The sequence below is a fragment of the Allobosea psychrotolerans genome (assembly GCF_002917105.1).
Classification (GTDB): Bacteria; Pseudomonadota; Alphaproteobacteria; order Rhizobiales; family Beijerinckiaceae; genus Allobosea; species Allobosea psychrotolerans.
Map to the genome: position 1 here is coordinate 88,861 of NZ_PQFZ01000018.1, position 22,266 is coordinate 111,126.

At 65.6% G+C, this 22,266-nt stretch carries 22 protein-coding genes; 9 read left to right on the forward strand and 13 right to left on the reverse strand.

Features of this window, described 5'->3' with window-relative positions; translation table 11 throughout:
• Positions 1-13: 13 nt before the first annotated feature.
• Together CYD53_RS23785 and aspS are read right to left on the reverse strand one after the other, a co-directional pair.
• Entirely contained in the window at positions 14-385 is a 372-nt protein-coding gene (locus CYD53_RS23785) for a hypothetical protein (protein ID WP_103720566.1), read from the reverse strand.
• Positions 386-391: 6 nt separating this feature from the next.
• Entirely contained in the window at positions 392-2,167 is a 1,776-nt protein-coding gene (gene aspS / locus CYD53_RS23790; RefSeq protein ID WP_103720590.1) for an aspartate--tRNA ligase, read from the reverse strand.
• A 140-nt stretch (positions 2,168-2,307) separates the two neighbouring features.
• On the opposite strand from aspS, the gene rnd reads away from it, so the two are divergent.
• Entirely contained in the window at positions 2,308-3,447 is a 1,140-nt protein-coding gene (gene rnd / locus CYD53_RS23795) for a ribonuclease D (RefSeq protein WP_103720567.1), read from the forward strand.
• Positions 3,448-3,615: 168 nt separating this feature from the next.
• Here the strand turns inward: rnd and ppx are convergent, their stop codons facing one another.
• From ppx to CYD53_RS23810, 3 genes are all read right to left on the reverse strand, one after another.
• The gene (gene ppx / locus CYD53_RS23800) at positions 3,616-5,133 is read right to left on the reverse strand and encodes an exopolyphosphatase (RefSeq protein ID WP_103720568.1); all 1,518 of its coding nucleotides are present in this window, start codon (positions 5,131-5,133) and stop codon (positions 3,616-3,618) included.
• Position 5,134: 1 nt separating this feature from the next.
• Positions 5,135-7,315 (reverse strand): RNA degradosome polyphosphate kinase, encoded by a 2,181-nt coding sequence (locus CYD53_RS23805; RefSeq protein ID WP_245928401.1) that lies wholly within the window; start codon positions 7,313-7,315, stop codon positions 5,135-5,137.
• 160 nt (positions 7,316-7,475) lie between these two features.
• A complete protein-coding gene (locus CYD53_RS23810) occupies positions 7,476-8,078 on the reverse strand; it encodes a TetR/AcrR family transcriptional regulator (RefSeq protein WP_245928399.1) in 603 nt (200 codons plus the stop codon).
• Between the two features lie 265 nt (positions 8,079-8,343).
• Between CYD53_RS23810 and CYD53_RS23815 the strand changes: the two genes are divergently transcribed.
• Together CYD53_RS23815 and CYD53_RS23820 are read left to right on the forward strand one after the other, a co-directional pair.
• The gene (locus CYD53_RS23815) at positions 8,344-8,994 is read left to right on the forward strand and encodes a hypothetical protein (protein ID WP_103720571.1); all 651 of its coding nucleotides are present in this window, start codon (positions 8,344-8,346) and stop codon (positions 8,992-8,994) included.
• 85 nt (positions 8,995-9,079) lie between these two features.
• Positions 9,080-10,315 (forward strand): acyl-CoA desaturase, encoded by a 1,236-nt coding sequence (locus CYD53_RS23820; RefSeq protein ID WP_103720572.1) that lies wholly within the window; start codon positions 9,080-9,082, stop codon positions 10,313-10,315.
• On the opposite strand, the gene CYD53_RS23825 is transcribed toward CYD53_RS23820, so the two are convergent.
• The 3 genes from CYD53_RS23825 to CYD53_RS23835 form a co-directional block, all read right to left on the reverse strand.
• Positions 10,316-11,008, reverse strand: a complete 693-nt coding sequence (locus CYD53_RS23825; RefSeq protein ID WP_181011998.1) for a P-loop NTPase family protein — start codon at positions 11,006-11,008, stop codon at positions 10,316-10,318. It abuts the gene before it with no gap.
• A gap of 5 nt (positions 11,009-11,013) precedes the next feature.
• Entirely contained in the window at positions 11,014-12,123 is a 1,110-nt protein-coding gene (locus CYD53_RS23830; protein ID WP_103720573.1) for an AI-2E family transporter, read from the reverse strand.
• A 258-nt stretch (positions 12,124-12,381) separates the two neighbouring features.
• A complete protein-coding gene (locus CYD53_RS23835; RefSeq protein WP_103720574.1) occupies positions 12,382-12,912 on the reverse strand; it encodes a CDP-alcohol phosphatidyltransferase family protein in 531 nt (176 codons plus the stop codon).
• A 138-nt stretch (positions 12,913-13,050) separates the two neighbouring features.
• Here CYD53_RS23835 and purM point away from each other — a divergent pair, with 138 nt between their 5' ends.
• On the forward strand, positions 13,051-14,124 hold the full coding sequence (purM, locus tag CYD53_RS23840; RefSeq protein ID WP_103720592.1) for a phosphoribosylformylglycinamidine cyclo-ligase: 1,074 nt from the start codon (positions 13,051-13,053) through the stop codon (positions 14,122-14,124).
• Positions 14,121-14,744, forward strand: coding sequence for a phosphoribosylglycinamide formyltransferase (purN, locus tag CYD53_RS23845; RefSeq protein ID WP_103720575.1), 624 nt, complete (start codon positions 14,121-14,123; stop codon positions 14,742-14,744). The genes purM and purN overlap by 4 nt, the downstream gene beginning before the upstream one ends.
• Here purN and CYD53_RS23850 read toward each other — a convergent pair.
• Positions 14,672-15,460 (reverse strand): helix-turn-helix transcriptional regulator, encoded by a 789-nt coding sequence (locus tag CYD53_RS23850; RefSeq protein ID WP_103720576.1) that lies wholly within the window; start codon positions 15,458-15,460, stop codon positions 14,672-14,674. The two genes, purN and CYD53_RS23850, sit on opposite strands and share 73 nt — an antisense overlap.
• 118 nt (positions 15,461-15,578) lie before the next feature.
• Here CYD53_RS23850 and CYD53_RS23855 point away from each other — a divergent pair, with 118 nt between their 5' ends.
• Positions 15,579-16,301, forward strand: a complete 723-nt coding sequence (locus CYD53_RS23855; RefSeq protein WP_103720577.1) for a glutathione S-transferase family protein — start codon at positions 15,579-15,581, stop codon at positions 16,299-16,301.
• Here the strand turns inward: CYD53_RS23855 and CYD53_RS23860 are convergent.
• Together CYD53_RS23860 and CYD53_RS23865 are read right to left on the reverse strand one after the other, a co-directional pair.
• Positions 16,285-16,692: a hypothetical protein gene (locus CYD53_RS23860; protein ID WP_146055992.1), complete on the reverse strand. Its 408-nt coding sequence runs from the start codon at positions 16,690-16,692 to the stop codon at positions 16,285-16,287. The genes CYD53_RS23855 and CYD53_RS23860 overlap by 17 nt on opposite strands.
• A gap of 60 nt (positions 16,693-16,752) precedes the next feature.
• Complete coding sequence (locus CYD53_RS23865; RefSeq protein ID WP_103720579.1) at positions 16,753-18,840, reverse strand: molybdopterin-containing oxidoreductase family protein; 2,088 nt, start codon at positions 18,838-18,840, stop codon at positions 16,753-16,755.
• A 175-nt stretch (positions 18,841-19,015) separates the two neighbouring features.
• On the opposite strand from CYD53_RS23865, the gene CYD53_RS23870 reads away from it, so the two are divergent.
• Entirely contained in the window at positions 19,016-19,837 is an 822-nt protein-coding gene (locus CYD53_RS23870) for a MipA/OmpV family protein (protein ID WP_146055993.1), read from the forward strand.
• A 206-nt stretch (positions 19,838-20,043) separates the two neighbouring features.
• Positions 20,044-20,472, forward strand: a complete 429-nt coding sequence (locus tag CYD53_RS23875; protein WP_103720593.1) for a MerR family transcriptional regulator — start codon at positions 20,044-20,046, stop codon at positions 20,470-20,472.
• Positions 20,473-20,580: 108 nt separating this feature from the next.
• Here CYD53_RS23875 and ndk read toward each other — a convergent pair whose 3' ends face one another.
• Together ndk and CYD53_RS23885 are read right to left on the reverse strand one after the other, a co-directional pair.
• Entirely contained in the window at positions 20,581-21,003 is a 423-nt protein-coding gene (ndk, locus tag CYD53_RS23880; RefSeq protein ID WP_092165056.1) for a nucleoside-diphosphate kinase, read from the reverse strand.
• Positions 21,004-21,100: 97 nt separating this feature from the next.
• Positions 21,101-21,370, reverse strand: coding sequence for an SEL1-like repeat protein (locus CYD53_RS23885; protein WP_245928400.1), 270 nt, complete (start codon positions 21,368-21,370; stop codon positions 21,101-21,103).
• A 415-nt stretch (positions 21,371-21,785) separates the two neighbouring features.
• Between CYD53_RS23885 and CYD53_RS23890 the strand changes: the two genes are divergently transcribed.
• Complete coding sequence (locus tag CYD53_RS23890; protein ID WP_425428339.1) at positions 21,786-22,118, forward strand: DUF2147 domain-containing protein; 333 nt, start codon at positions 21,786-21,788, stop codon at positions 22,116-22,118.
• Positions 22,119-22,266: the final 148 nt, after the last annotated feature.

The following is a 22,266-nucleotide window of genomic DNA, read 5'->3' on the forward strand; positions in this document are numbered from 1 at the left end:
GGGCAGCCGTCGATCAGAGCGCGTCGAAGCGCCCGGCCCGGACCCGCGCCATCCGCTCCTTGAGCGCGGCGCGTTCCTCGGGCGTGCAGGCTTGCGGACGGATGTCCTGGTTGATCGTCTCCGCCTCGGAAACCGTGACATAGGCCGAGCGTGCGCTGGCGATCTGGTCGGGCGTCGCGCCGCGCTCACGCTCGGAGTCGATGAAGCGCTCCAGCGTGCTGGCGCGCGGGTTTCCGGCCCGGCAGGCGATCGAGCGCGAGACGAGGCTGGCCAATTCCGCGCCCCTCCCCGCGCCGGGATTGGCCGAACCCTGGACGCAAGCCCCCAGCGGCAGCGCAAGCATACAGGCGAGCGCCAGCGGGCGCGCGACGACAGACGCAGGCATCGAGGGTCAGCCGTTCTTCTCGGTGAGGTTCACGCGCAGATGCGCCTCGCGCAACTGCTTGGGCGAGGCCTCGGACGGCGCACCCATCAGCAGATCGACGGCCTGCTGGTTCATCGGGAACAGTGCGACCTCGCGCAGATTCGTCGCGCCGGCCAGGAGCATGATGATGCGGTCGATGCCCGCCGCCATGCCGCCATGGGGCGGCGCGCCATATTGGAAGGCGCGATACATGCCGCCAAAACGCTCGATCACCGTCTCCTCGCCATAACCTGCGATCTCGAAGGCCTTCACCATCGCCTCGGGGCGATGGTTGCGGATGCCGCCGGAGGCCAGCTCATAGCCGTTGCAGGCGATGTCGTACTGGAAGGCCTTGATCGCCAACGGATCGTCGTTCTTCAGCGATTCGAGTCCGCCCTGAGGCATCGAGAACGGGTTGTGCGAGAAATCGACCTTCTTGTCGTCCTCGTTGTACTCGTACATCGGGAAATCGACGATCCAGGCGAAGGCAAACGCGTTCTCGTCGATCAAGCCGAGCTCGGAGCCGACCTTGTTGCGGGCGTTGCCGGCGAATTTGTAGAACTTGTCGGGGTTGCCGGCGGCGAAGAAGGCCGCGTCGCCATCCTTCAAGCCGAGCGCGATGCGGATCGCCTCGACCCGCTCGGGGCCGATATTGTTGGCGATCGGACCCGCGCCCGCGCCTTCGCGCCACATGATGTAGCCGAGGCCCGGCTGCCCTTCGCCTTGCGCCCAGGAGTTCATCCGGTCGCAGAAGGCCCTGGAGCCGCCCGCAGGAGCGGGAATCGCCCAGACCTGGTTCTTCTCATCCTCGAGGATGCGCGCGAAGACCTTGAAGGCCGAGCCGCGGAAATGCGCGGAGACGTCCTGCATCACCAGTGGGTTGCGCAGGTCCGGCTTGTCGGAGCCATATTTGCTGATCGCTTCCGCATAAGGGATGCGCGGCCAGTTCTTCGTCACCGACTTGCCGCCGCCGAACTCCTCGAAGACGCCGGCGATCACCGGCTCCATCGTGGCGAAGACGTCTTCCTGCTCGACGAAGCTCATCTCGACGTCGAGCTGGTAGAACTCGCCCGGCAGACGGTCGGCGCGCGGATCCTCGTCGCGGAAGCAGGGCGCGATCTGGAAATAGCGATCGAAGCCCGCCATCATCAGGAGCTGCTTGTACTGCTGCGGCGCCTGCGGCAGCGCGTAGAATTTGCCGGGATGCAATCGGCTCGGCACCAGGAAGTCGCGCGCGCCCTCGGGCGAGGATGCCGTCAGGATCGGCGTCTGGAACTCGGAGAAGCCGGAGGTCTTCATCCGGTTGCGCAGCGAGTCGATCACCTTCGTCCGCAACATGATGTTGTTGTGGAGCTTTTCCCGGCGCAGATCGAGGAAGCGGTACTTCAGCCGGGTATCCTCGGGATATTCGAGATCGCCGAAGACCGGCAACGGCAATTCGCCGGAAGCGCCGAGAACCTCGATGCCTGTCGCGAAGACCTCGACGGCGCCGGTCGCGAGATTGGCGTTCTCGGTGCCCGCAAAGCGCGCCTTGACCTTGCCGTCGATGCGGACGACCCATTCCGAGCGCACCGCAGCGGCATCGGCGAAGGCCGGAGAATCCGGATCGATGACCACCTGGGTCATGCCGTAATGGTCACGCAGATCGATGAACAGCACGCCGCCATGGTCGCGGATGCGGTGGCACCAGCCGGAGAGGCGGACCTGAGCCCCGATGTCGCTCTCGCGAAGGGCGCCGCAGGTGTGGGAACGGTAACGATGCAAGGTCACGGTACTGGTCTCTTCGGAGGTCAAGGCCGTCCGCCACAGGCGCGCGCACGGTTTCGGGGTAAGCACACGCCGCGGCGCGGATTGTCAAGAACGCCCGCGACATGGCGATACTCTGTCTGCTATGAGCCGACCTCATGAGCCTCATCACAACCACCCAGGATCTGGCCGACGCCTGCGCGCGCCTGGCCACGCATCCCTTCGTCACGGTCGACACCGAGTTCCTGCGGGAGACGACCTATTATCCCAAGCTCTGCCTGATCCAGCTCGCCTCGCCGGACGAGGCCGTGCTGGTCGATCCGCTTGCGGCCGACCTCGATCTCGCGCCCTTCCTGGCGCTGATGGCCGATGAGGCCGTGGTCAAGGTCTTCCATGCGGCGCGGCAGGATCTCGAGATCGTCTGGATCATCGGCAAGCTGATCCCCACGCCACTCTTCGACACGCAGGTCGCCGCCATGGTCTGCGGCTATGGCGACTCGGTCGGCTACGAGCAGCTTGCCAATGACCTTGCCAAGGCGCGGATCGACAAATCCTCGCGCTTCACCGACTGGTCGCGCCGCCCGCTCAGCGAGGCCCAATTGGTCTATGCGGAATCCGACGTCACCCATCTGCGCGACATCTATCTCGCCCTCGACGCCGACATCAAAGCCAGCGGCCGCGAGATTTGGGTCGCCGAGGAGATGGCGGTCCTGAACTCGCCCGGCACTTACGAGGTCAAGCCGGAGAATGCCTGGCAGCGTCTGAAGGGCCGGATCCGCAAGCCCAAGGAGCTGGCGCTGCTGATGGAACTCGCCGCCTGGCGCGAGCGCGAGGCGCAGAGCCGCGACGTGCCGCGCCAGCGCGTGCTCAAGGACGATGCGCTGATGGACATCGTGCAGCGCGGGCCCGTCTCGGTCGAGGCGCTGGCGGAGCTGCGCTCGGTGCCCAACGGCTTCGAGCGCTCGCGCGCCGGCGGCGAGGTACTGGCGGCGGTCGCGCGCGGGCTCGCTCTCGATCCCAAGACCTTGCCCCGGCTGGACCGGGAGCGCGGCCGCGCCACGAACGGTGCGGTGCTCGATCTGCTCAAGGTGCTGCTCAAGGCAGTCGCGGATGCCGAGCGCGTGGCGCCGAAGATCATCGCCTCCTCCGATGATCTGGAAGCCATCTCCTTCGACGATGAGGCCGACGTGCCGGCGCTGAAGGGCTGGCGGCGCGAGGTCTTCGGCGAGAAGGCCATCGCCCTCAAGAACGGCAATCTGGGCCTCAGGATCGTGCGCGGCCGGGTTTCCGTCGCTTAGAGCGCTTTCCATCCGGCCCGAACCGTCATTGCGAGGAGCGCAAGCGACGAAGCAATCCAGGAGGGCGTAGAGCGAGACCTCCTGGATTGCTTCGCTTCGCTCGCAATGACGGATCGGACAGCACGGAAAGCGTGCAAGATCCCTGTGATCTGAATCTGGAAGGCCGCGTCAGCCGAGGCTGATCTCGTAGTCGCGGCCGAGCAGCTTGGCGAGTTGCTTCAATCGGCCCGTCACGCGCTCGCTCGACAAGGCATGGAGCTCGCCGGAGAGGCGCAGGACGAGCCGGCTGTCGACGCAGGCCAGCGTCGCGCGCGGCAGGATGCCAGGCATCCCGGCCGAGAGCAGATAGGCGACGCGGAAGGCGCTGGCGAGAAGCTGCGAACGCTCCAGCAGCCGTGGCGTCAGCAATTGCCTCAAGCCGGCGGCAGCGGGAGAATCGCTCTTTGCGCCGGCATAGCGATGGAAAACCGTCAGGGCCAGGAAAGCCCGGCCCGGGTGGTCGACGCCGCTGAAAGCAGCATGCGCGATCACGTTGAGGCTCTGCTCGCCGCGATAGTCGGGATGGGCGCGCCAGCCGATATCGGAGAGCAGGCAGGCCGCGTCCTGCAGGCGACCGCCGGCGGGATCGTCCGACAAGCCCGCGCTGGCAACGAGGCGCCGCACCCACTCGATCAGATCCGCGGCATGGCGCGGTTCGCGGGCGCGCAGCTGGTTGTAGTCCTGGGCGCCGCGCAGCAGCGGGTCGACCCGGCGCTCATCCTCCGGGAGCATGTCATATAGCAGGCCCTCGCGCACACCGCTCGCCGAGATCACCACCGCGCGCGGGCGGCCGCGCTTGATCAGCAGATCGAGCACCAGCGCACCATAGGCCAGGAGCGGCCGGCGCGCGGAGGAGACGGCGTCGATCGCTTCCAGGACCGAAGCGTCGGCGCGCTCGACCAGCCGGGCGAAATCCGCGACGTCACGGGCCGGCACGGTATATCCATGCATGACGCTGAGCGGATAGCCCGACTGGCGCTGATGCAGGGTCGCGAGCGCCCGCCAGGTACCGCCGACGGCGAAAAAGTCCTTGCCGCGCATCGCCGCCAATTGTGGGTGATGGTCGAGCTGTTCGCGAACGATCTTCTCGGCCAGCTTGATCTGGCCCTTCGCCTTGTCCATCAGCGCGAGACCGCCAATCGGCAGGCTGATGCCCGGTCCGACGCGGTCGCCATCGACCCCGACAAGCTCCAGCGAGCCGCCTCCGAGATCGCCGGCAACGCCATGCGGCTCGGCGAAGCCGGAAATCACGCCAAGCCCGGAAAGATAAGCCTCGCGACCGCCGGAGATCAGTTCGATCCGCTGGCCGATCGCCTGCTCAGCCTTGGCGAGGAAGGCCGGCCCATTGGCGGCCTCACGCGCGGCGGCGGTGGCGATGACGCGGATCTCACCGACCTGCATCGCCTCGCAAAGGATGCGGAAGCGCAGCAGCGCCTCGAGCGCACGCGCCATCGCGTCCTCGGCCAACCGGCCGGTGGTGGCGACCTGCCGGCCGAGGCCCGCCATTTCCTTCTCGTTGAAGACCTGGGCCGGCGAGCGCGCCAGCATCTCATAGACGACGAGGCGAACCGAGTTCGAACCGATGTCGATGATGGCGATCGTCTCGCCAAGGCTCAACCGCCCCGCAACGAGGCCCATGCCGGTCATCTCAGCTTTTCTTGGCCGCCCGCTTGGGGAGGCTTCGGGGGCTGGAATTGGAGAGCGATTTTCCACGTCCGGACAAGCTCGGATTCGTCATGAAATATTTATGGGCGTTGAACGACTCGTCGCCCGGCGCCGGGACAATGCGTTGCGAACCGCCATCGGGCAAGATCGTCCAGCTCTGTTCATTGTCGAGGAAATTGGCCTGCATGATCTGCTCGAGCAGTTGCTGGTGGACCGTGGCGTTCAGAATCGGGGTCAGCGCCTCGACGCGACGGTCGAGGTTGCGCGGCATCAGATCGGCCGAGGAGATGTAGAGCTTGGCCTTGGCCGAAGGCAGGCCGTGGCCTGCCCCGAAGGCGTAGATCCGGGTGTGCTCCAGGAAGCGGCCGACGATCGACTTGACGCGGATGTTCTCGGACAGGCCACGAACGCCTGGCCTCAGGCAGCAGATGCCGCGCACGACGAAATCGATCTCGACGCCTGCCTGGCTCGCATCGTAGAGCGCGTCGATGATCTCGGGATCGACCAGCGAATTGCACTTGCCCCAGATCGCGCCCTTGCGGCCGGCCTTCACATGGGCGACCTCCTCGGCAATGTCGGAGAGCAGGCGCTGCTTCAGCCCCACCGGCGAGACCGACATCTTCTCCAGCTCGGCCGGCTCGGCATAGCCGGTGATGAAGTTGAAGATGCGCGCGACATCCTGCGACATCACCGGGTCGGCGGTGAAGAAGGAAACGTCGGTGTAGATGCGCGCCGTGATCGGGTGGTAGTTGCCGGTCGCGATATGGCAATAGGTCACGAGCTGGCCGGCTTCGCGGCGCACCACCATCGACAGCTTGGCGTGGGTCTTGAGCTCGATGAAGCCGTAAACGACCTGGACGCCGGCGCGCTCCAGATCCTTGGCCCAGCGGATATTGGCCTCCTCGTCGAAGCGCGCCTTGAGCTCGACCAGGGCGGTCACCGACTTGCCGGCCTCCGCCGCTTCGGCCAGAGCATGCACGATCGGGGAGTTCGACGAGGTGCGATAGAGCGTCTGCTTGATCGCGACCACGCTGGGATCGCGCGCCGCCTGCTGCAGGAACTGCACGACGACGTCGAAGCTCTCATAGGGATGGTGGACGATCAGGTCCTTCTGGCGGATCGCCGCGAAGCAGTCGCCGGCATGTTCACGAATGCGCTCGGGGAAGCGAGCATTGTAGGGCTTGAACTTGAGGTCGGGGCGATCGACTCCGACAAGCTGCGAGAGCTCGTTGAGGCCGATCATCCCGGCGACATCGACGATCTCGTCGTGGTCGACCTTGAGTTCGCGCACGATCAGCTTGCGCAGATGTGCCGGCATGCCGGTCGAGACCTCGAGACGGATGACGACGCCGCGCCGACGCAGCTTGAGCATCGTCTCGAAGACGCGCACCAGATCCTCGGCCTCCTCCTCGATGTCGAGATCGGTGTCACGGATGACGCGGAACGAGCCGGTGCCCTTGACGTCATAGCCCGGGAAGAGCTTGCCGATGAAGAGTGAGACCGCGTCCTCCAGCGTGATGAAGCGGTGCAGCCCCTCGCGGCCGAGATCCGGCAATTCGATGAAGCGGTCCATCTTGATCGGCACGCGGATCAGCGCGTCGAGCTGGCGTCCGTCGCTGATCCTCTCCAACGCCAGCGCCAGCGTGAAGCCGAGATTGGGGATGAAGGGGAACGGGTGCGCCGGGTCGATCGCCAGCGGCGTCAGCACCGGAAAGATGTAGTGGAGGAAATAATCCTCCAGCCAGATCCGCTCCTGCTTGCCGACCTCGCTTGGACCGAGCAGGTGAATCTTGTTCTCATGCAGATCGTGCTTCAGCTCGACCCAGCGCGCCTGCTGGTCGTCCGTCAGCGCCGAGACCGCCTTGCCCAGTTCTGCGAGCTGCTCGGCCGGCGTCAGGCCATCCTGGCTCTTCGTGACCACACCGGCCTTGAGCTGCTCGCGCAGGCCGGAGACGCGGACCATGAAGAACTCATCGAGATTGGCGGCCGAAATCGAGAGGAAGCGCAACTGCTCCAACAGGGGGTGATTGCGGTTCGAGGCCTCTTCCATGACGCGGCGGTTGAACTGCAGCCAGGACAGCTCGCGGTTCATGAAACGGGCGGGCGATTGCCGCAGCGGGGTATCGGCGCCGTAGGCGTCGATGGTGGGAATGTCGAGATCCATGATTTCTGCCGTTTGCGCGTTCATCTGCTTCGCTTTTGCCCCTGCCGCCGCTCGTGCCACGTCAGTTCCGCCGCTTCGATCCCGTCCGCTCTTGAAGCCACCCTAGCGTGACGCTTCGATGACATTCAGTCCCGGCCTTCATGTTCGCCGCCCTGCCGGATCACGGTTCTGGACGGGGCCGCTCCTTGACCAGCCCGTCCACGAACAAATCGAGCACTTTGGCCATGGTTCCTTCAATGTCCGCATCGGCGACCTGCCAACTCGGGAAATGGCCATCGACCAGCATGCGCGCGAGACCATACACCAACGCACGCGCCGCGATCTGGATCAGGTGCCGGTCGTTGGAACGCAGAAGCCCGCGTTGCGCCGCCTCCAGCAACAAGGCTTCGATCTGAGCCTGGATTTCGGCGTTCTCCTGGCCCAGCGACGGCGATCCGTCGAAATCGATCGAGCGTCGTGACGAGATGATTTCGAAATGGGTCGGATTGCGTCTGGCCCAATCGAGATAAGCCCGTCCGATGGCGCGTATGCGCAGCATCGGATCATCATCCGCCTCCTGCGCCAGCGCCAGCACGATTTCGGCCCTGAAGCGCCGCATCGCCTCCTCGGCCACCGCCGTCATCAGCGTCATCTTGTCCGGGAAGTGGCGGAACGGAGCAGCCGGCGAGACTCCGGCCAACCGCGCCGCCGCCCGGACGCTCACTGCCGAAAGCCCCCCCTCCTCAGCCAGCTTGAGCGCCTGCTCGACGAGCTCCTCGCGCAAATTGCCGTGATGATAGGCCGAACTGCCCTCACCCGCCTCGCGGTCTCCTGTCCGAGTCGGTTTCACGATGCTCATGGATCAAAGCTAGTGCACGTTCCAGCTCAGGAGGAAACCCGCCGGCAAAGGAGGAAAGCCGTTCCGAAAGCGAGAGAAGCGCCTTCGCATCACAATCATGTAATCATTGATTACATTCATTGCCTGAAGCGCCCGCCGATGCAATCGTCGTTCGATAACGGCGCACGCCTCTCACAGAAACGGCATCGACATGACAATCGCGCGGAAGGAGCCGAAGCCATCCTTTCCGGCCGGGCTGCTGGAGGGCTGGCCACTCCTTGGGCTGCTCTCATCCGGACTCGTTCTGGGCGTGCTTGCCGCGCTTGCAACCTCGTCTGGCGGAAGCGACGGCATCCGGCTGGTCATCCGCATCACGGCGCGGACATCCCTGGTGTTGTTCTGCCTGGCTTTCACGGCCTCGGCGCTGTTCCGTGCCTGCCCCAATATCTGGACGCGCTGGCAAAGACGGAACCGGCGCTATCTCGGGCTTTCCTTTGCCCTGTCCCATGGTCTGCACGGGCTTGCGATCATCGCCTTGGCCAACACGGCCCCGGCCCTGTTCAAGCAGCTCAGCAACACGGGAACACTGATCTCGGGCGGGCTTGCCTATCTTTTCATCCTCGCCATGGCCGCAACATCGTTCGACAGAACCGCCGCCATGATCGGCCCGAACGCCTGGCGCTGGCTCCATCTCTGCGGCGCTTATTACATCTGGCTCAGTTTCATGGTAACCTTCGGCAAGCGCGCGGTCATGGACCCGTTCTACTGGCCTTTCATCACAGTGCTGATCGCGATCCTGGGTCTCCGGCTTTGCTTGCCCGGGAAGCCTTTGGCCGCCGCGACGGCGACGGCTGGATCATAATACCGCACTTGCGCGAGCCTGGCCGGTCCTGTTCTTGTCGCGCAACGCCACCCTTGCAGCCTGCCTTTCAAATCAGAGAAACGACTTGTCCCAGATCGAGACCCCTCACGACGATGGCGACATCGTCTATCCCGCCGCCATCCCCTTCGTGCTGGTGCATCTCGCCTGCCTGGGCGCAATCTGGAGCGGCGTGACCTGGACCTCTGTCTGGCTGGCGATCGGCCTGTACTGGCTGCGGATGTTTGCGGTGACGGGCGGCTATCACCGCTATTTCTCGCATCGAACCTACAAGACCAGCCGCTTCGGGCAGTTCCTGCTGGCGCTGCTGGCGCAGTCGACGGCGCAGAAGAGCGTGCTCTGGTGGGCCTCCAAGCACAGGCATCATCACCGCTATGCCGACACCGAGCATGACGTGCATTCGCCGGTGCTGACATCCTTCGCCTATTCGCATCTCGGCTGGATCTTCGCCCGCGGCCATGCCCGCTTCGATTCGTCGACGATAACGGACCTGACGAAGTTCCCGGAACTGCGCCTGCTCCATCGTTTCGAAATCGCTCCCGCGGTCCTGCTCGCCTTGATCTGCTTTGCGATCGATGGCTGGGCGGGGCTGTTCGTCGGCTTCTTCTGGTCGACGGTCTGCGTCTTCCACGCCACCTTCTGCATCAACTCCCTGGCGCATGTGCATGGCGACAAGGACTATGTCACCGGCGACGAGAGCCGCAACAATTGGTGGCTGGCGGTCATCACCATGGGCGAAGGCTGGCATAACAACCATCACGCCTATCAGTACTGCGTGCGCCAGGGCTTTCGCTGGTGGCAGTGGGACCCGACCTATTACATCATCCTCGGCCTCTCGAAGCTCGGGCTGGTCTGGGAACTGAGGGAGCCGCCGCAAGCGGTCATCGAGCGCTCGCAGGCGCTGCCGCCGCGCGTGATCGAGCGCTCGGCCGAACGACTGGCTGCCTCAGTGCCGTTGGAGCGCGCCATCGCAGCCTTCTGGGAGGCCTATGCCGCGACGCCGAGCCTTTCGGATCTGCATCTGCCGACCATGACGCTGGCCGATCTGCGCACAGCGCTGGCCGATCTGCAGCATCGCGCCGGAGATCGCCTGGTCGAAATGCAGCAGCAGGCGCATGAGGCGCTGGCGCAACTGCATCTGCCGGTCCTGCCGACGCGCGAGGAGCTGGCGGAGAAGGCGGCCGCCATGTTCGTCAAGACGCCCTCACTCGATGCCATCGCGGCACGCGCCCATGATCTGCTGACCGAGGCGATGTATGCCCGGCTGGTCTCGCAGCCATCGGCGGCCCAGCCGCACGGCTGATCACTCGGCTGGAAACAGCGCAGCCAGCGCCTCCGCCGCGAGTGCGCGGGTGACGCGCCGGCCGCGTTCGAGCGAAAGCCGGTCGAGCGTATCGACCAGCGCGCGCGCCGCCGCGAAGGAGCGCTCCATCCTGAGCGCCAGCATCTCGATGATGCCGGCATCGATGATGAGTTGCCGGTCGATGAAGAGCTTGACCAGCACCGCCCGCAGCAGCGCGTCGTCGGGCGGCGCGATCGTAGCCTGCGGCGCCAGCCTCAGGCGCGACAGCAGATCGGGCACGCGCAGGCCCCAGAGATCGGGGGCACTGCGCGCTGTCAGCAGCAGGAAGCCGCCCTTCGCCTTCATTGCATTCATCAGATGGAACAGCGCCGGCTCGTCGCGGACACCCTGGTCGCAATCCTCGACCACGAGCGCGCCGCCGGAGATCAGATGCGGGACGCTGTCCTGCGTGACCTCGGCGACCGAAACCGTCCAGGCATGGGCGATCTTCGCCCAGATCGCGGCGAGATGGGTCTTGCCGGCATCCTGCGGCCCGACGAGCCGCAGCCAGGATTCAGGCCAGTTCGGCCAGGCCTCGACCAGACCGTAGGCGGCCTCGTTGGAAGGGCCGATCAGGAAATCCTCGATCCCGTGGCGGCTGTCGACCGGCAAGTCGAGCGCAAGCTGGCGGGGGCGGCTTGGCAGATCGGACATGGAGATCAGATATCCGCCCCGGCGCGCGCGCGGACTTTCGCGGCCTTGGTCGCATCCCCGCCATGATAGATGTTGCTGGCGAGGTACTGCCTGAGCGCGAAGCGACAGAGCACGCCCATGACGGCCGCCAGCGGCACCGCCAGCAGCAGGCCGACGAAGCCGAACAGCGAGCCGAAGGCGAGCAGCGCGAACATCAGCCAGACCGGATGCACGCCGATCGAGTCCCCGACGAATTTCGGCTGGAAGATGTTGCCTTCGAGGAACTGGCCCGCGGCAAAAACGGCGAGCGTCGCCAGCGGCCAGGTCCAGTCCGGCCAGAACTGGACGATGGCGACGCCGACTGCGAGCACGAGCCCGGTCAGCGAGCCGACATAGGGAACAAAGGAGAGGAAGCCGCTGATGATGCCGATCAACGCGCCGAAATTGACGCCGAGCAGGCTCAGACCCACCGCATAGAAGATGCCGAGCAGCAGGCAGACCAGCGCCTGGCCGCGCAGGAAGCCGGCGATGGCGACGTCCATCTCGTGCAGCAGCCCGCGAATGGTATCGCGATGGTCGAGCGGCAGCCAGCCGTCGACGGTCGCGATCATGCGGTCCCAATCGACAAGCAGGTAGAAGGCGATCACCGGCGTCAGCACCAGGAGCGAGAACACCCCGATGATGGCGGTGCCGCCGGTCCAGAGCGACTGAAGCACGCTGCCGACCCATTTGGTGCCCTCGCCGACGAGATTGCCGAGCGAACTCTGGGCCTCGGTGGCGAGCTTGGCACCGCCAAACCGCTCCAGCCAGGGAGCTCCGCGCTCCAGCACGAGCGCCTGGAGCTTTGCCGCGTCAGCGGGCAGACGCTGGACCAGCCCGGCCAGCTGCTGGCCGAGCAGGGGCGCGAGCAGCACCAGCGCCAGCACGAAGACCAGCAGGAAGACGAAGAGGATGACGATCGTCGCCGCGAGCCGGCCCATGCCCATGCTTTCCAGCCGGTCGGCCAAGGGGTCGAGCAGATAGGCGAGCGCCAGCGCTGCGACGAAGGGCAGCAGCACGTCGCGCAGCAGCACGAGCAGCAGCACGAACACGAGAAGCGAGGCCAGCCAGAAGCCGATTTGACGTTGCAGGGTCATCGATCCAGGCCCCTCATGCAGGATGCGAAGAAGTGGGAACCGCTCTTTCGCATGAATCCTGCTTTCACCAATCCTACTCTCACTTGTCGATCAGAAGCGGACTCAAGGCTTTGCGGGTCGGCGATCATGCGCTGCACAAATGGGCGATACGGATGAAAGTTCCAAGAGCCTGATCGATGCGAAAGAGCGGTCCCCACTTTTTCGCATCCTGCTCCAGGGGCCCGGGATCGTCGCTGCCCTTCGGCGCGGCCAGCAGTCTCACGCCGCCATGTGCCGCAGCCAGAAGGTGAGATAGGCTGTCATCGAGCCGAGCGTCAACAGAGCCACCAGAAGCTGGCCGAGCTGCATGGCTTGCCCGGGATCGACACCGAAGGCGCGCGAGCCCAGCACCAGCGCGGCGAAGGCGATCTGCGCAGCGGTATTGAGCTTGCTGACGATGAAGGGCGCGATTTCGACCGGCCGCTCCATCACCCAGGACAGGATCACGGCCGAGACGATCATGACGTCGCGGGAGACCACCAGGATGACGAGCCAGGAGGGTATGGCCCCGACCACGGCCAAGGTGATGTAGATCGAGACGATCAGCGCCTTGTCGGCCACTGGGTCGAGATAGGCGCCGAGCTCGCTGGCCATGCCGAAGCGCTTGGCGATGAAGCCGTCGACGGCGTCCGACACGCCCGCCGCCACGAAGATGATGAAGGCGAGCTGCCAACGCGCGTCGATGATCATGACGATCACGAGCGGCACCAGGATGAGGCGGCCGATGGTGATCAGGTTGGGAAGCGTCATGCGATGCGGTTCGCGCAGGCGGGGCCGTGACGCTAGAACCCGAATCGGTGGATCGGCAAGGGCGAAAGCGCTGTCCCGGCTTGCAAGCAGCGCCGCGCTTGCCTATCGCTCGCCTCGAACAGGATGAGGCCGCAGATCATGACAAAGCCCGGCGCGAACGGACTGACCTATGCGCAGGCAGGCGTCGACATCGACGCCGGCAACGCCATGGTCGACGCCATCAAGCCTCTCGTGCGCTCGACACGCCGTCCCGGCGCCGACGCCGAGATCGGCGGCTTCGGCGGCTTGTTCGATCTCAAGGCCGCCGGTTTCAACGATCCGATCCTGGTCGCCGCCAATGACGGCGTCGGCACCAAGGTCAAGATCGCGATCGAAAGCGGGCTGCATGCGACGATCGGCATCGACCTCGTCGCGATGTGCGTCAACGACCTTGTCGTGCAGGGCGCCGAGCCGCTGCTCTTCCTCGACTATTACGCCACCGGCAAGCTCGACCCCAAGGTCGGCGTCGAGATCGTGCGCGGCATCGCCGATGGCTGCCGACAGGCGGGCTGCGCGCTGATCGGCGGCGAGACCGCCGAGATGCCCGGCATGTATGCCGACAAGGATTACGATCTCGCGGGCTTCGCTGTCGGCGCCGCCGAGCGCGGCGCGCTGCTGCCGCGTGCCGACCTCGCGGCCGGCGACATCGTCTTCGGCCTGCCCTCCTCCGGGGTGCACTCCAACGGCTATTCGCTGGTCCGCCGCATCGTTGCGCTGGCCGGATTGAGCTGGGACGCGCCCGCCCCCTTCGCCCCTGGCCAGAGCCTGGCCGAGGCGCTGCTGACCCCGACGCGGATCTATGTGAAGACCCTGCTCGCGGCGTTGAAGGCGACGGACGGCATCAAGGTACTCGCCCATATCACCGGCGGCGGTTTTCCCGACAATATCCCTCGCGTCCTGCCCGAAGGGCTCGGCGTCTCGCTCGATCTGTCGGCCATCTCCGTCCCACCCGTCTTCGCCTGGCTCGCGGCGACCGGCGGCGTCGTCGAGCGCGAGATGCTGCGCACCTTCAATTGCGGTATCGGCATGATCGTCGCCGCTGACGCCGCCAAGGCCGATGAGGTCGAGGCCGCCCTGAAAGCCGCCGGCGAACCCGCCATCCGGCTGGGCGAAGTCGTCTCGCTCGCCGCCGGCGACGAGCCCGTCAGCTATCGCGGCAAGCTCGCCCTGTGAGCACGCCGATTCGCCGCAAGCGCACCGCGGTCCTGATTTCCGGGCGCGGCTCCAACATGCTGTCGCTGGCCGAGGCCGCACAGGCCGATGATTTCCCCGCCGAGATCGCGCTCGTGCTGTCGAACATCCCCGGCGCCGGCGGGCTCGAACGCGCCAGCGCCCTGGGCATCGCGACCGCGACCGTCGATCACCGTGCCTTCAACAGGGATCGCGAGGCCTTCGAGCGCGCCATGGACGAGGTCCTGCGCATCAACCAGATCGAGCTGATCGCGCTTGCCGGTTTCATGCGGATCATGACGCCGTGGTTCGTCCGGCGCTGGGAAGGCCGGCTGATCAACATCCACCCCTCGCTGCTGCCCCTGTTCAAGGGCACGCATACGCACCGGCAGGCGCTCGAGGCCGGCGTCACTGAGCATGGCTGCAGCGTGCATTTCGTCGTGCCCGAGCTCGATGCCGGACCGGTCATCGCCCAGGCCAAGGTGCCCGTGCTGCCCGGCGACGACGAGGACAGCCTGAGCCAGCGCGTGCTGGCGCAGGAGCACACGCTTTATCCGCGCGCGCTTGCCGAGGTCGCCTCCGGCCGTGTCGCGCTGGTCGATGGCGCGATCGCGCGGCTCTGAGCCGCCTCCCGCTGCTCGCAAGCGGCTCTGTCGCGCTCATCCTCCTGCTGCTGCCAGCGTCGCAACAGATCGGCCCGCCGCGCCGGGTAGCGTTCCTCGCGCGAGGCAAGATCGGTGATGCGGTCGGTGCGGAAATGGCGGAACGCCTCGCGCAATTCACACCAGGCGATGACGATGCGCACCCGCTCGTAGAAGGTCATGCCGATCGGCCAGATCATGCGTTGCGATTCCCGCCCGGCCTCGTCGCGATAGCGGATCGAGAGCTTGCGGCCTTGCCGGATCGCGGCGCGGACGCCGGCCACATCGACCTGGTCGACCGGCTTCTCCGAGCCATAGGCGGGCGCGAACAAGGCGCCATCGAGCAGGATCGGCTTGAGATGCGTCGGCAGCACGGCCGCGACCTTGCTGACCACATCCTCCGCCGCGCGCGCCAGAACAGGGTCCGCCCGCTCGCTGAGCCAGCGCATGCCGACGAGAACGGCCTCGATCTCGTCGGGCGACAGCATCAGAGGCGGCAGGTCGAAGCCGGCGTCGAGGATATAGCCGATGCCGGCCTCGCCCCGGACGGGCACGCCCTGTCGCATCAATGCGGCGATGTCGCGATAGACGGTGCGAACCGAGACATCGAGTTCGGCGGCGAGCGTATCGGCCGTCACGGGCCGGCGCCGGCGGCGCAGGCTCTGGATCAGATCGAGCAATCGTTCGGCGCGCTGCATGTTCTTGGTTTCCACCCGAGCTTCGTCAGGTTCAGAATGGCCCAGCCTGCTGACGAATCCTGTCAGGAGCGTGGCAGTAGCCTCCAGGCCGACGAGAATGCCAAGAGGAAACGGCGACATGATCACCCTGCACAGCTTCGGGCCAGGCTTTGGCCTGCCCGATCCGAGCCCGTTCTGCATCAAGGCCGAAATCCTGCTGCGGATGTCGGGGCTGCCGTTCGAGCGCGTGACCGGGAACATGCGCAACGCACCGAAGGGCAAGCTCCCTATGATCGTAGAGGACGGCGTCACCATTCCGGATTCGAGCTTCATCCGCTTCCATCTGGAGAGCGCGCACGGCATCGATTTCGATGCGGGCCTGACGCCGGAGCAGCGCGGTATCGCCTGGGCCGTGGAGAAGATGCTGGAAGAGCAGCTCTACTGGATCGTCGTGCACGAACGCTGGATCGACCGGGGGAATTTCGACCGCGGCCCGCGTCACTTCTTCAAGGCGGTGCCGGCGCCGCTGCGCCCGCTGATCATCGCCATGGTGAAGCGCAAGGTTCAGCGCAATCTCGACGGCCAGGGCATCGGGCGGCACAGCGCCCAGGAGCGTCTGGTCCTGACCAAACGCGCCTATGCGGCAATCGCCGGTATTCTGGGCGAGCGCCAGTTCCTGCTCGGCGACACGCCTTGCGGCGCCGACGCGGCGCTGGGCGCCTTCACGATGTCGGCGCTCAGCCCTGTCTTCGACTCCGCCATCCGCGGCGTCGTCGAAAGCCACCCCAATCTCGTCGCTTATGAAGCGCGGATCAGGGCGCGTTTCTTTCCGGAAGCCGCAGCCGTCAAAGCGGCCGCTTGAGCTGGCACTTGTCGATGAACTGCAGACCCTTCTCGCGCGCCGTGTCGTTGAAATAGCCGGTGTCGCGAAAAGCCTGGATCTCGTCCTTGGACATGGCGTTGACCGTGCCCTTGGCGTAGCAGCTGCACGGCGTATGCACCGCCTCGCGGGTCGTCTGCAGCAACTGCGACTGGGTGTGCAGGCATGCGTCGAAGGCGCGCAGCTGGATCATGTAGGGGGTGAGGTTCTTCGCCGTCGGGTCCGGCGGCGGGAGCGGCGCGGAGCTGCTCGCGGCCAGCACGACCGAGCCCATCAGCACAGAGAACCCACCGGCCAAAACGACCGCACCCATCCGCCGCATCATCATGATTTCACAAGCCCTAAGAAAACGGGCCCTGATCGCATGATTCATGCCTCGCCCGCGCGTCGGCGATGGTTCACAGCGCCTCGCAAAGGTCAAGAGCGCGGAAGGTCACGCCCGCTTGATCCACACCTTCACGTCATGAAAAGCAGCGCCGCCGAAGGGCGCGACGGCGTCCGCCCCCGTAATCGTGTTGATGCCGCGCCCATGCTTGTGCGCGGCATTGGGCCAGATCGACTCGGCAATGACGACGCCGCGCACCAGCCCCTCGAACAGCACGGCATGGAGATACACGCTGCCGCGGCCATTGCCGACCATGACCTCGTCATCGGCCGCAATGCCAAGCCTTGCCGCATCGTCGGGATGCAGCATCAATGTCGGCCGCCCCTCCTTCTTCTGCGAGCCCGGGGTCTCGGTGAAGGTCGAGTTCAGGAAGCTGCGCGCCGGGCTCGTCGCCAGGCGGAAGGGATGCTCGGCATCGGCGTTCTCGATGACGGCCCAGTAGTCGGGCAGCGCCGGCATCTCTTGGTAAGGGCCGACGGTGCCCGCATTGGCGTTGGGCACCTTCGGCCAATCGGGCTTGAAGCGAAACTTCCTGTCGCGGTAGCCGAAGCCGTCGAGATAATGCGCCGTGCGATAATCCGGCTGCACGTCGTGGAAATCATTGGCGATCAACTCGTCGAGCGTGCCGCGGCCGCTCTCGCGCAACGTCCAGTCGACGATCTCGCGCGGCGACATCTGGAAGCCGCGATGCTGCGCACCGAGCCGCTCGGCGAGCGCACTGACGACCTCATGGTTCGAGCGGCATTCGCCCGGCGGATCGATCAGCTTGCCGCCCCACATGATGTGCTGGTGGCCGCCCCCCTGATAGATGTCGTCATGCTCCATGAACTGCGTCGCCGGCAACACGATATCGGCCATTCCCGCCGTCTCGGTCATGAACTGCTCGTGGACGACCGTGAACAGGTCGTCGCGGGCAAACCCCTGCTTGACCAGCTCCTGCTCGGGCGCAACCGAAACCGGATTGGTGTTCTGGATGAAGAGCGCCTTGACCTGCCCACCCTGGCGCAGCGCCTGTGCATCGCCGGTGAGCACCCGGCCGATCTGCGACTGATCGAGCTGGCGGATTTTCGGATCGATGACGTCGAGCCCTTCGATCAGGCTCTTGCGCCATTTGTAGATGCCACTGTTGCTGTGGAAGGCGCCGCCGCCCTCATATTGCCAGGCTCCTGTAACGGTCGGCACAGACAGCGCCGCATGCATCGAGACCGCACCGTTACGCTGGCGCGCGAAACCATAGCCGAGCCGGAAAAAGCTCCTCTTGCGCGTGCCGACCAGGGCCGCGAACTCTTCGATCTGCGCGACCTCCAGCCCGGTGATCGCGGCCGCCCATTCCGGCGTGCGGCTGGCGAGATGCGCCTCCAGTTCGTCTGGAGCATCGGTGTGCTGCGCCAGATAGTCACGGTCGGCATGGCCATCGCGGAAGAGAACATGCATCACCGCGCAGGCCAGCGCCGCATCCGTGCCTGGCCGCAGCACCAGGGCGAGATCGGCCTGGGCGAGCGTGGCATTGTGATAGATGTCGATGGCGACGATCTTGGCGCCGCGCGTCTTCCGCGCCTTGACGGCGTAGTGCATCACATTGACCTGGGTATGCACCGCGTTGGTGCCCCAGATCACCACGCAATCGGACTTGGCCATCTCGCGCGGATCGGGGCCCGCGAGGCGGCCCGTGCCGGCGATGAAGCCGGTCCAGGCCATGGTGGTGCAGATCGTCGAATACTGGCCGGAATAGCCCTTGGCATGGCGCAGGCGGTTGATGCCGTCGCGCATGACGAGACCCATCGTGCCCGCATAGTAATAGGGCCAGACGGCCTGCGCGCCGTGCTCGTGCTCGATCGCCAGGAAACGGCGCGCGATCTCGTCGAGCGCCTCGTCCCAGGATATCCGCTCGAACTGGCCCGAGCCTTTCGGGCCGGTCCTGCGCAACGGATGGAGCAGGCGGTCGGGATGGTGGATGCGTTCGGAATAGCGCGCGACCTTGGCGCAGATCACCCCGTCCGTATAGCTCTGGCGCTTGCTGCCGCGCACCCGCCCGATGCTGCGCCCATCGATGACCTCGACCTCCAGAGAGCAGGCGGAAGGGCAGTCATGCGGGCAGACGGATGGCAGATGGGCGATGCGGGGAAGCTCGGTCATAGCTGCCTATTAGACCAAGTTCAGTGCCGGAGAAATGGCGAGCCCGCGCAGTCATAACTTTCTCGGTGCCCTCACCGCAGCCGGCGCGCCAATGTCAACCCGCGGTTAACACTAACGAGTCAAGTTGAACGAGGTTGTGTTCCGAAAGGCGCCGCTTGCGCCGGAGTTCTCATCGATGCGTTGCGTTGTGTTCCTGGCGGGCCTCTTGGCCTGTCTCGCTCTTTCGTCCGGCCAGCGCGCTTCTGCGCAGTCGAGCGACTACACCACCCTCACCTCGCCCGAATCCGCGCAGCACTGGAATCTGACGCTGGGAGCCGGCCTGCGCTACCAGCCCGATTATTCAGGCTCCAACAACTATGTCTTCCGGCCGCGCCCGATCATTTCGCTCGGCAAGGGCGTGAAAAGCACCTGGTGGGTCGCCGAGGATGATGCGCTCTCGATCGGCTTCTTCTCCGGCAAGGGCTGGCGTATCGGTTTCTCCGGCAATCTGCTCTGGGAGCGCAAGGCCAGCACCAACCCCGCTCTGGTCGCGGTTCCCGACACGAAGTTCGGCTTCGAGGCTGGCGGCTTCGCCGAGTTCTACCCGGCCTCCTGGCTGCGCGCCCGCGTCGACCTGCGGCGCGGCTTCGTCGCCCATGACGCGCTGGTCGCCGAACTCAAGCTCGACGCCATCGCCCGGGTCGGCCAGTGGTCGTTCGGCGCCGGTCCGCGCATGAGCATCGTCGGCGCCGACTATCTGCGGACCTATTTCGGCTCCTATCCGGGCGTCGCCGGCACCGGCGGCTTGCTGCAGCGCTTCAATGCCGGGGTCCATTCCTACGGCGCGATCGCGCAGGCGACCTATAACTGGTCCGAGCGGCTCTCGACCACGACCTATATCGAGTACAAGCGCCTGGTCGGCGACGCAGCCAAGGCGCCGATCGTGAAAACCTATGGCTCGCGCGACTCGATCACGCTCGGCATCTCGGCGAGCTATGCCTTCGATCTCGGCTTCTGAGCGCGATCTGCGAGCCCCGTGAGCCAGGATCAGGCCACGGGGTTTCATCGGCGAGGCCTACGCGCTATATCCTCTAGGCACTAGAGGATCGCTCCGAAAAGCGGGAACCGCCTTTCGGGGCAAGCCGCTGCAGAGGCAAAACTCCACAGCACCAGACCGAGCACGATATTCGGTCTGGTGCTGTGGAGGATCAGGAGGTCATCGTGATGGAGCAGATGCCGATCGGGGCGCTGTCGGAGGCGACCGGCGTCAAGGTTCCGACGATCCGCTTCTACGAGGAGATCGGGCTCCTGCCCGCCCCCATTCGCACGCAGAGCAACCGCCGCAGCTATGGCGACACTCATCTGCAGCGGCTGCGCTTCATCCGGCATGCGCGCGATCTCGGCTTCGCCGTCGACGATATCCGCGAATTGCTGGCGATGGCGGCCGAGCCGCAGGCCTCATGCGACCGCGCCGACAGCATCGCGCAGCGCCATCTCGCCGATGTCGAGCGGCGCATCGCCCAGCTCCAGTCGCTGCGCGGCGAGCTCCAGCGCATGGTCGGCGAATGCCAGCACGGCCGCGTGGCCGAATGCCGCGTGATCGAATCGCTCGCCGATCACGGCCACTGCCTGCACGATCACCGCGTGGCCTGAACAAAAAGGCGGGCTCGGGAGCCCGCCTGCGCATTACGTACCCCGCCGTCATCCTGAGACTGCGCCGCTATGCGGCATGCCCAAGACGACGGCGTGGAGTTTGAGAGATCAGCCGACGATCTCGTTGCCGGCGAAGAACTGCGCGATCTCGATCGCGGCCGTCTCAGGCGCGTCGGAGCCGTGCACGGTGTTTTCGCCGACGGACTGGGCGAAGAGCTTGCGGATCGTGCCCTCGGCGGCATTGGCCGGGTTGGTGGCGCCCATCACGTCGCGATAGGTCGCGATCGCGTTCTCGCCTTCGAGAACCTGCACCACGACCGGAGCGGAGATCATGAACTCGACCAGCTCGCCGAAGAAGGGACGAGCGGCGTGGACCGCGTAGAAGGTCTCGGCCTGGGCCTTGGTCATCTGGATGCGCTTCTGCGCGACGATGCGCAGGCCGGCCTTCTCGATGACCGCGTTGACCGCGCCGGTGAGATTGCGCCGCGTCGCATCGGGCTTGAGAATGGAGAAGGTACGCTGGACAGCCATCGTTGGTTCCTTAGGGATAATCTGGGAGTGCGCGGCTTATAGCGGCCGCCTTCCCGCCCCACAAGGCTGGCCGAGGCTCGGCGGATCGCCGCGGCGATCAGTGGCGGGTCAGGAAGCTGCGGGCCTCGCGCAGCGCCTCGGCGATCTCGTCGCGCGTCATTTCGAGCGCCAGTTCCTGGCGATGGGCGGCCGCCCGTCCACAACCGCGCGCCAGGGCAACGTTGAACCATTTCTGCGCCGCGACGAGGTCGACCGGCTGATTGCGGCCTGCGGCATACATCAGCCCAAGCTCGTAATAAGCCTCGGCGGAGGCTTCCGTCGGGATCATCAGCGAAGCGGGGATTACGCTCATTTCCATGCGTGCCATGACAGCCACCCTCTTGTCCTGTTGCGCCGAGCACCCGTCAAAGGCCGCGGCTTGTGAGGACGAGATTTGGCCCCGGCCCTTAAAGAGGCCGCTAAAAATCGCAATGAATCGAAGCTCAACGAGATGTAATCGCCGGGTTAAATCAACGATCGATTCATACTGGCAGCGTGAAAAATCCCGCGATTTCAGAGGCGTCCCGTTAGGTCAGCATTCGCCGCGTTGACGCGCTGTTCACCTTGGCGCGCGGTGGCCCGCTTCATCCTCGCGTTAAAGCAGGCTTGGAGACGGATCGCGCCTCCGATATGGTTCATATCTGAACCATGCAGCATAGCTGGTCTGACAAGGGAGGATCGACATGAACAAGCATGCAATCGCAGGCCGTTGCGGGCTTCTGGGCCTCGGGCTCCTGATCGGCATGGCCACAGCGCCTGCCATGGCCCAGGATGTCACCGGCACATGGCTGCGCGACACCGGCGCCTCGCGCGTCCGCTTCGCCAAATGCGGCGAGGCGGTTTGCGGCACCATCGCCTGGCTCAAGGATCCCAACGGCCCCGCCAAGATCGGCCAGCGCATCTTCTACGACATGAAGCCGGCCGGCGCCGGCAAGTGGAGCGGCAGCGCCTTCAACCCCGAGGACGGCAAGACCTATTCGGGCACGATGACTCTGGCGGGCGACGCGCTGACGACATCGGGCTGCGTGCTCGGCGGGCTGATCTGCCGCTCGGTGAAGTGGGCGCGGGCGAACTGACGCCGAGGGGACGTCATGCCCCGGCGCTTCCGTTACTGCGAGGAGCGCAGCGACGAAGCAATCCATGTGTGGACGGCCCGTTGTTTGCAAGATGGAAGCGTCTGGTTGATCTGGTCGCTTGCGGTCATGTGTCCGGCCTGTTGGTGCG

Coding starts and splice junctions, on each gene's coding strand:
- CYD53_RS23785 (WP_103720566.1), bottom strand. CDS start 385: ATGCCTGCGTCTGTCGTCGCGCGCCCGCTGGCGCTCGCCTGTATGCTT.
- rnd (WP_103720567.1), top strand. CDS start 2,308: ATGAGCCTCATCACAACCACCCAGGATCTGGCCGACGCCTGCGCGCGC.
- ppx (WP_103720568.1), bottom strand. CDS start 5,133: ATGACCGGCATGGGCCTCGTTGCGGGGCGGTTGAGCCTTGGCGAGACG.
- CYD53_RS23805 (WP_245928401.1), bottom strand. CDS start 7,315: ATGGATCTCGACATTCCCACCATCGACGCCTACGGCGCCGATACCCCG.
- CYD53_RS23815 (WP_103720571.1), top strand. CDS start 8,344: ATGACAATCGCGCGGAAGGAGCCGAAGCCATCCTTTCCGGCCGGGCTG.
- CYD53_RS23825 (WP_181011998.1), bottom strand. CDS start 11,008: ATGTCCGATCTGCCAAGCCGCCCCCGCCAGCTTGCGCTCGACTTGCCG.
- CYD53_RS23830 (WP_103720573.1), bottom strand. CDS start 12,123: ATGACCCTGCAACGTCAAATCGGCTTCTGGCTGGCCTCGCTTCTCGTG.
- CYD53_RS23835 (WP_103720574.1), bottom strand. CDS start 12,912: ATGACGCTTCCCAACCTGATCACCATCGGCCGCCTCATCCTGGTGCCG.
- purM (WP_103720592.1), top strand. CDS start 13,051: ATGACAAAGCCCGGCGCGAACGGACTGACCTATGCGCAGGCAGGCGTC.
- CYD53_RS23850 (WP_103720576.1), bottom strand. CDS start 15,460: ATGCAGCGCGCCGAACGATTGCTCGATCTGATCCAGAGCCTGCGCCGC.
- CYD53_RS23855 (WP_103720577.1), top strand. CDS start 15,579: ATGATCACCCTGCACAGCTTCGGGCCAGGCTTTGGCCTGCCCGATCCG.
- CYD53_RS23860 (WP_146055992.1), bottom strand. CDS start 16,692: ATGAATCATGCGATCAGGGCCCGTTTTCTTAGGGCTTGTGAAATCATG.
- CYD53_RS23865 (WP_103720579.1), bottom strand. CDS start 18,840: ATGACCGAGCTTCCCCGCATCGCCCATCTGCCATCCGTCTGCCCGCAT.
- CYD53_RS23870 (WP_146055993.1), top strand. CDS start 19,016: ATGCGTTGCGTTGTGTTCCTGGCGGGCCTCTTGGCCTGTCTCGCTCTT.
- CYD53_RS23875 (WP_103720593.1), top strand. CDS start 20,044: ATGGAGCAGATGCCGATCGGGGCGCTGTCGGAGGCGACCGGCGTCAAG.
- ndk (WP_092165056.1), bottom strand. CDS start 21,003: ATGGCTGTCCAGCGTACCTTCTCCATTCTCAAGCCCGATGCGACGCGG.
- CYD53_RS23885 (WP_245928400.1), bottom strand. CDS start 21,370: ATGGCACGCATGGAAATGAGCGTAATCCCCGCTTCGCTGATGATCCCG.
- CYD53_RS23890 (WP_425428339.1), top strand. CDS start 21,786: ATGGCCACAGCGCCTGCCATGGCCCAGGATGTCACCGGCACATGGCTG.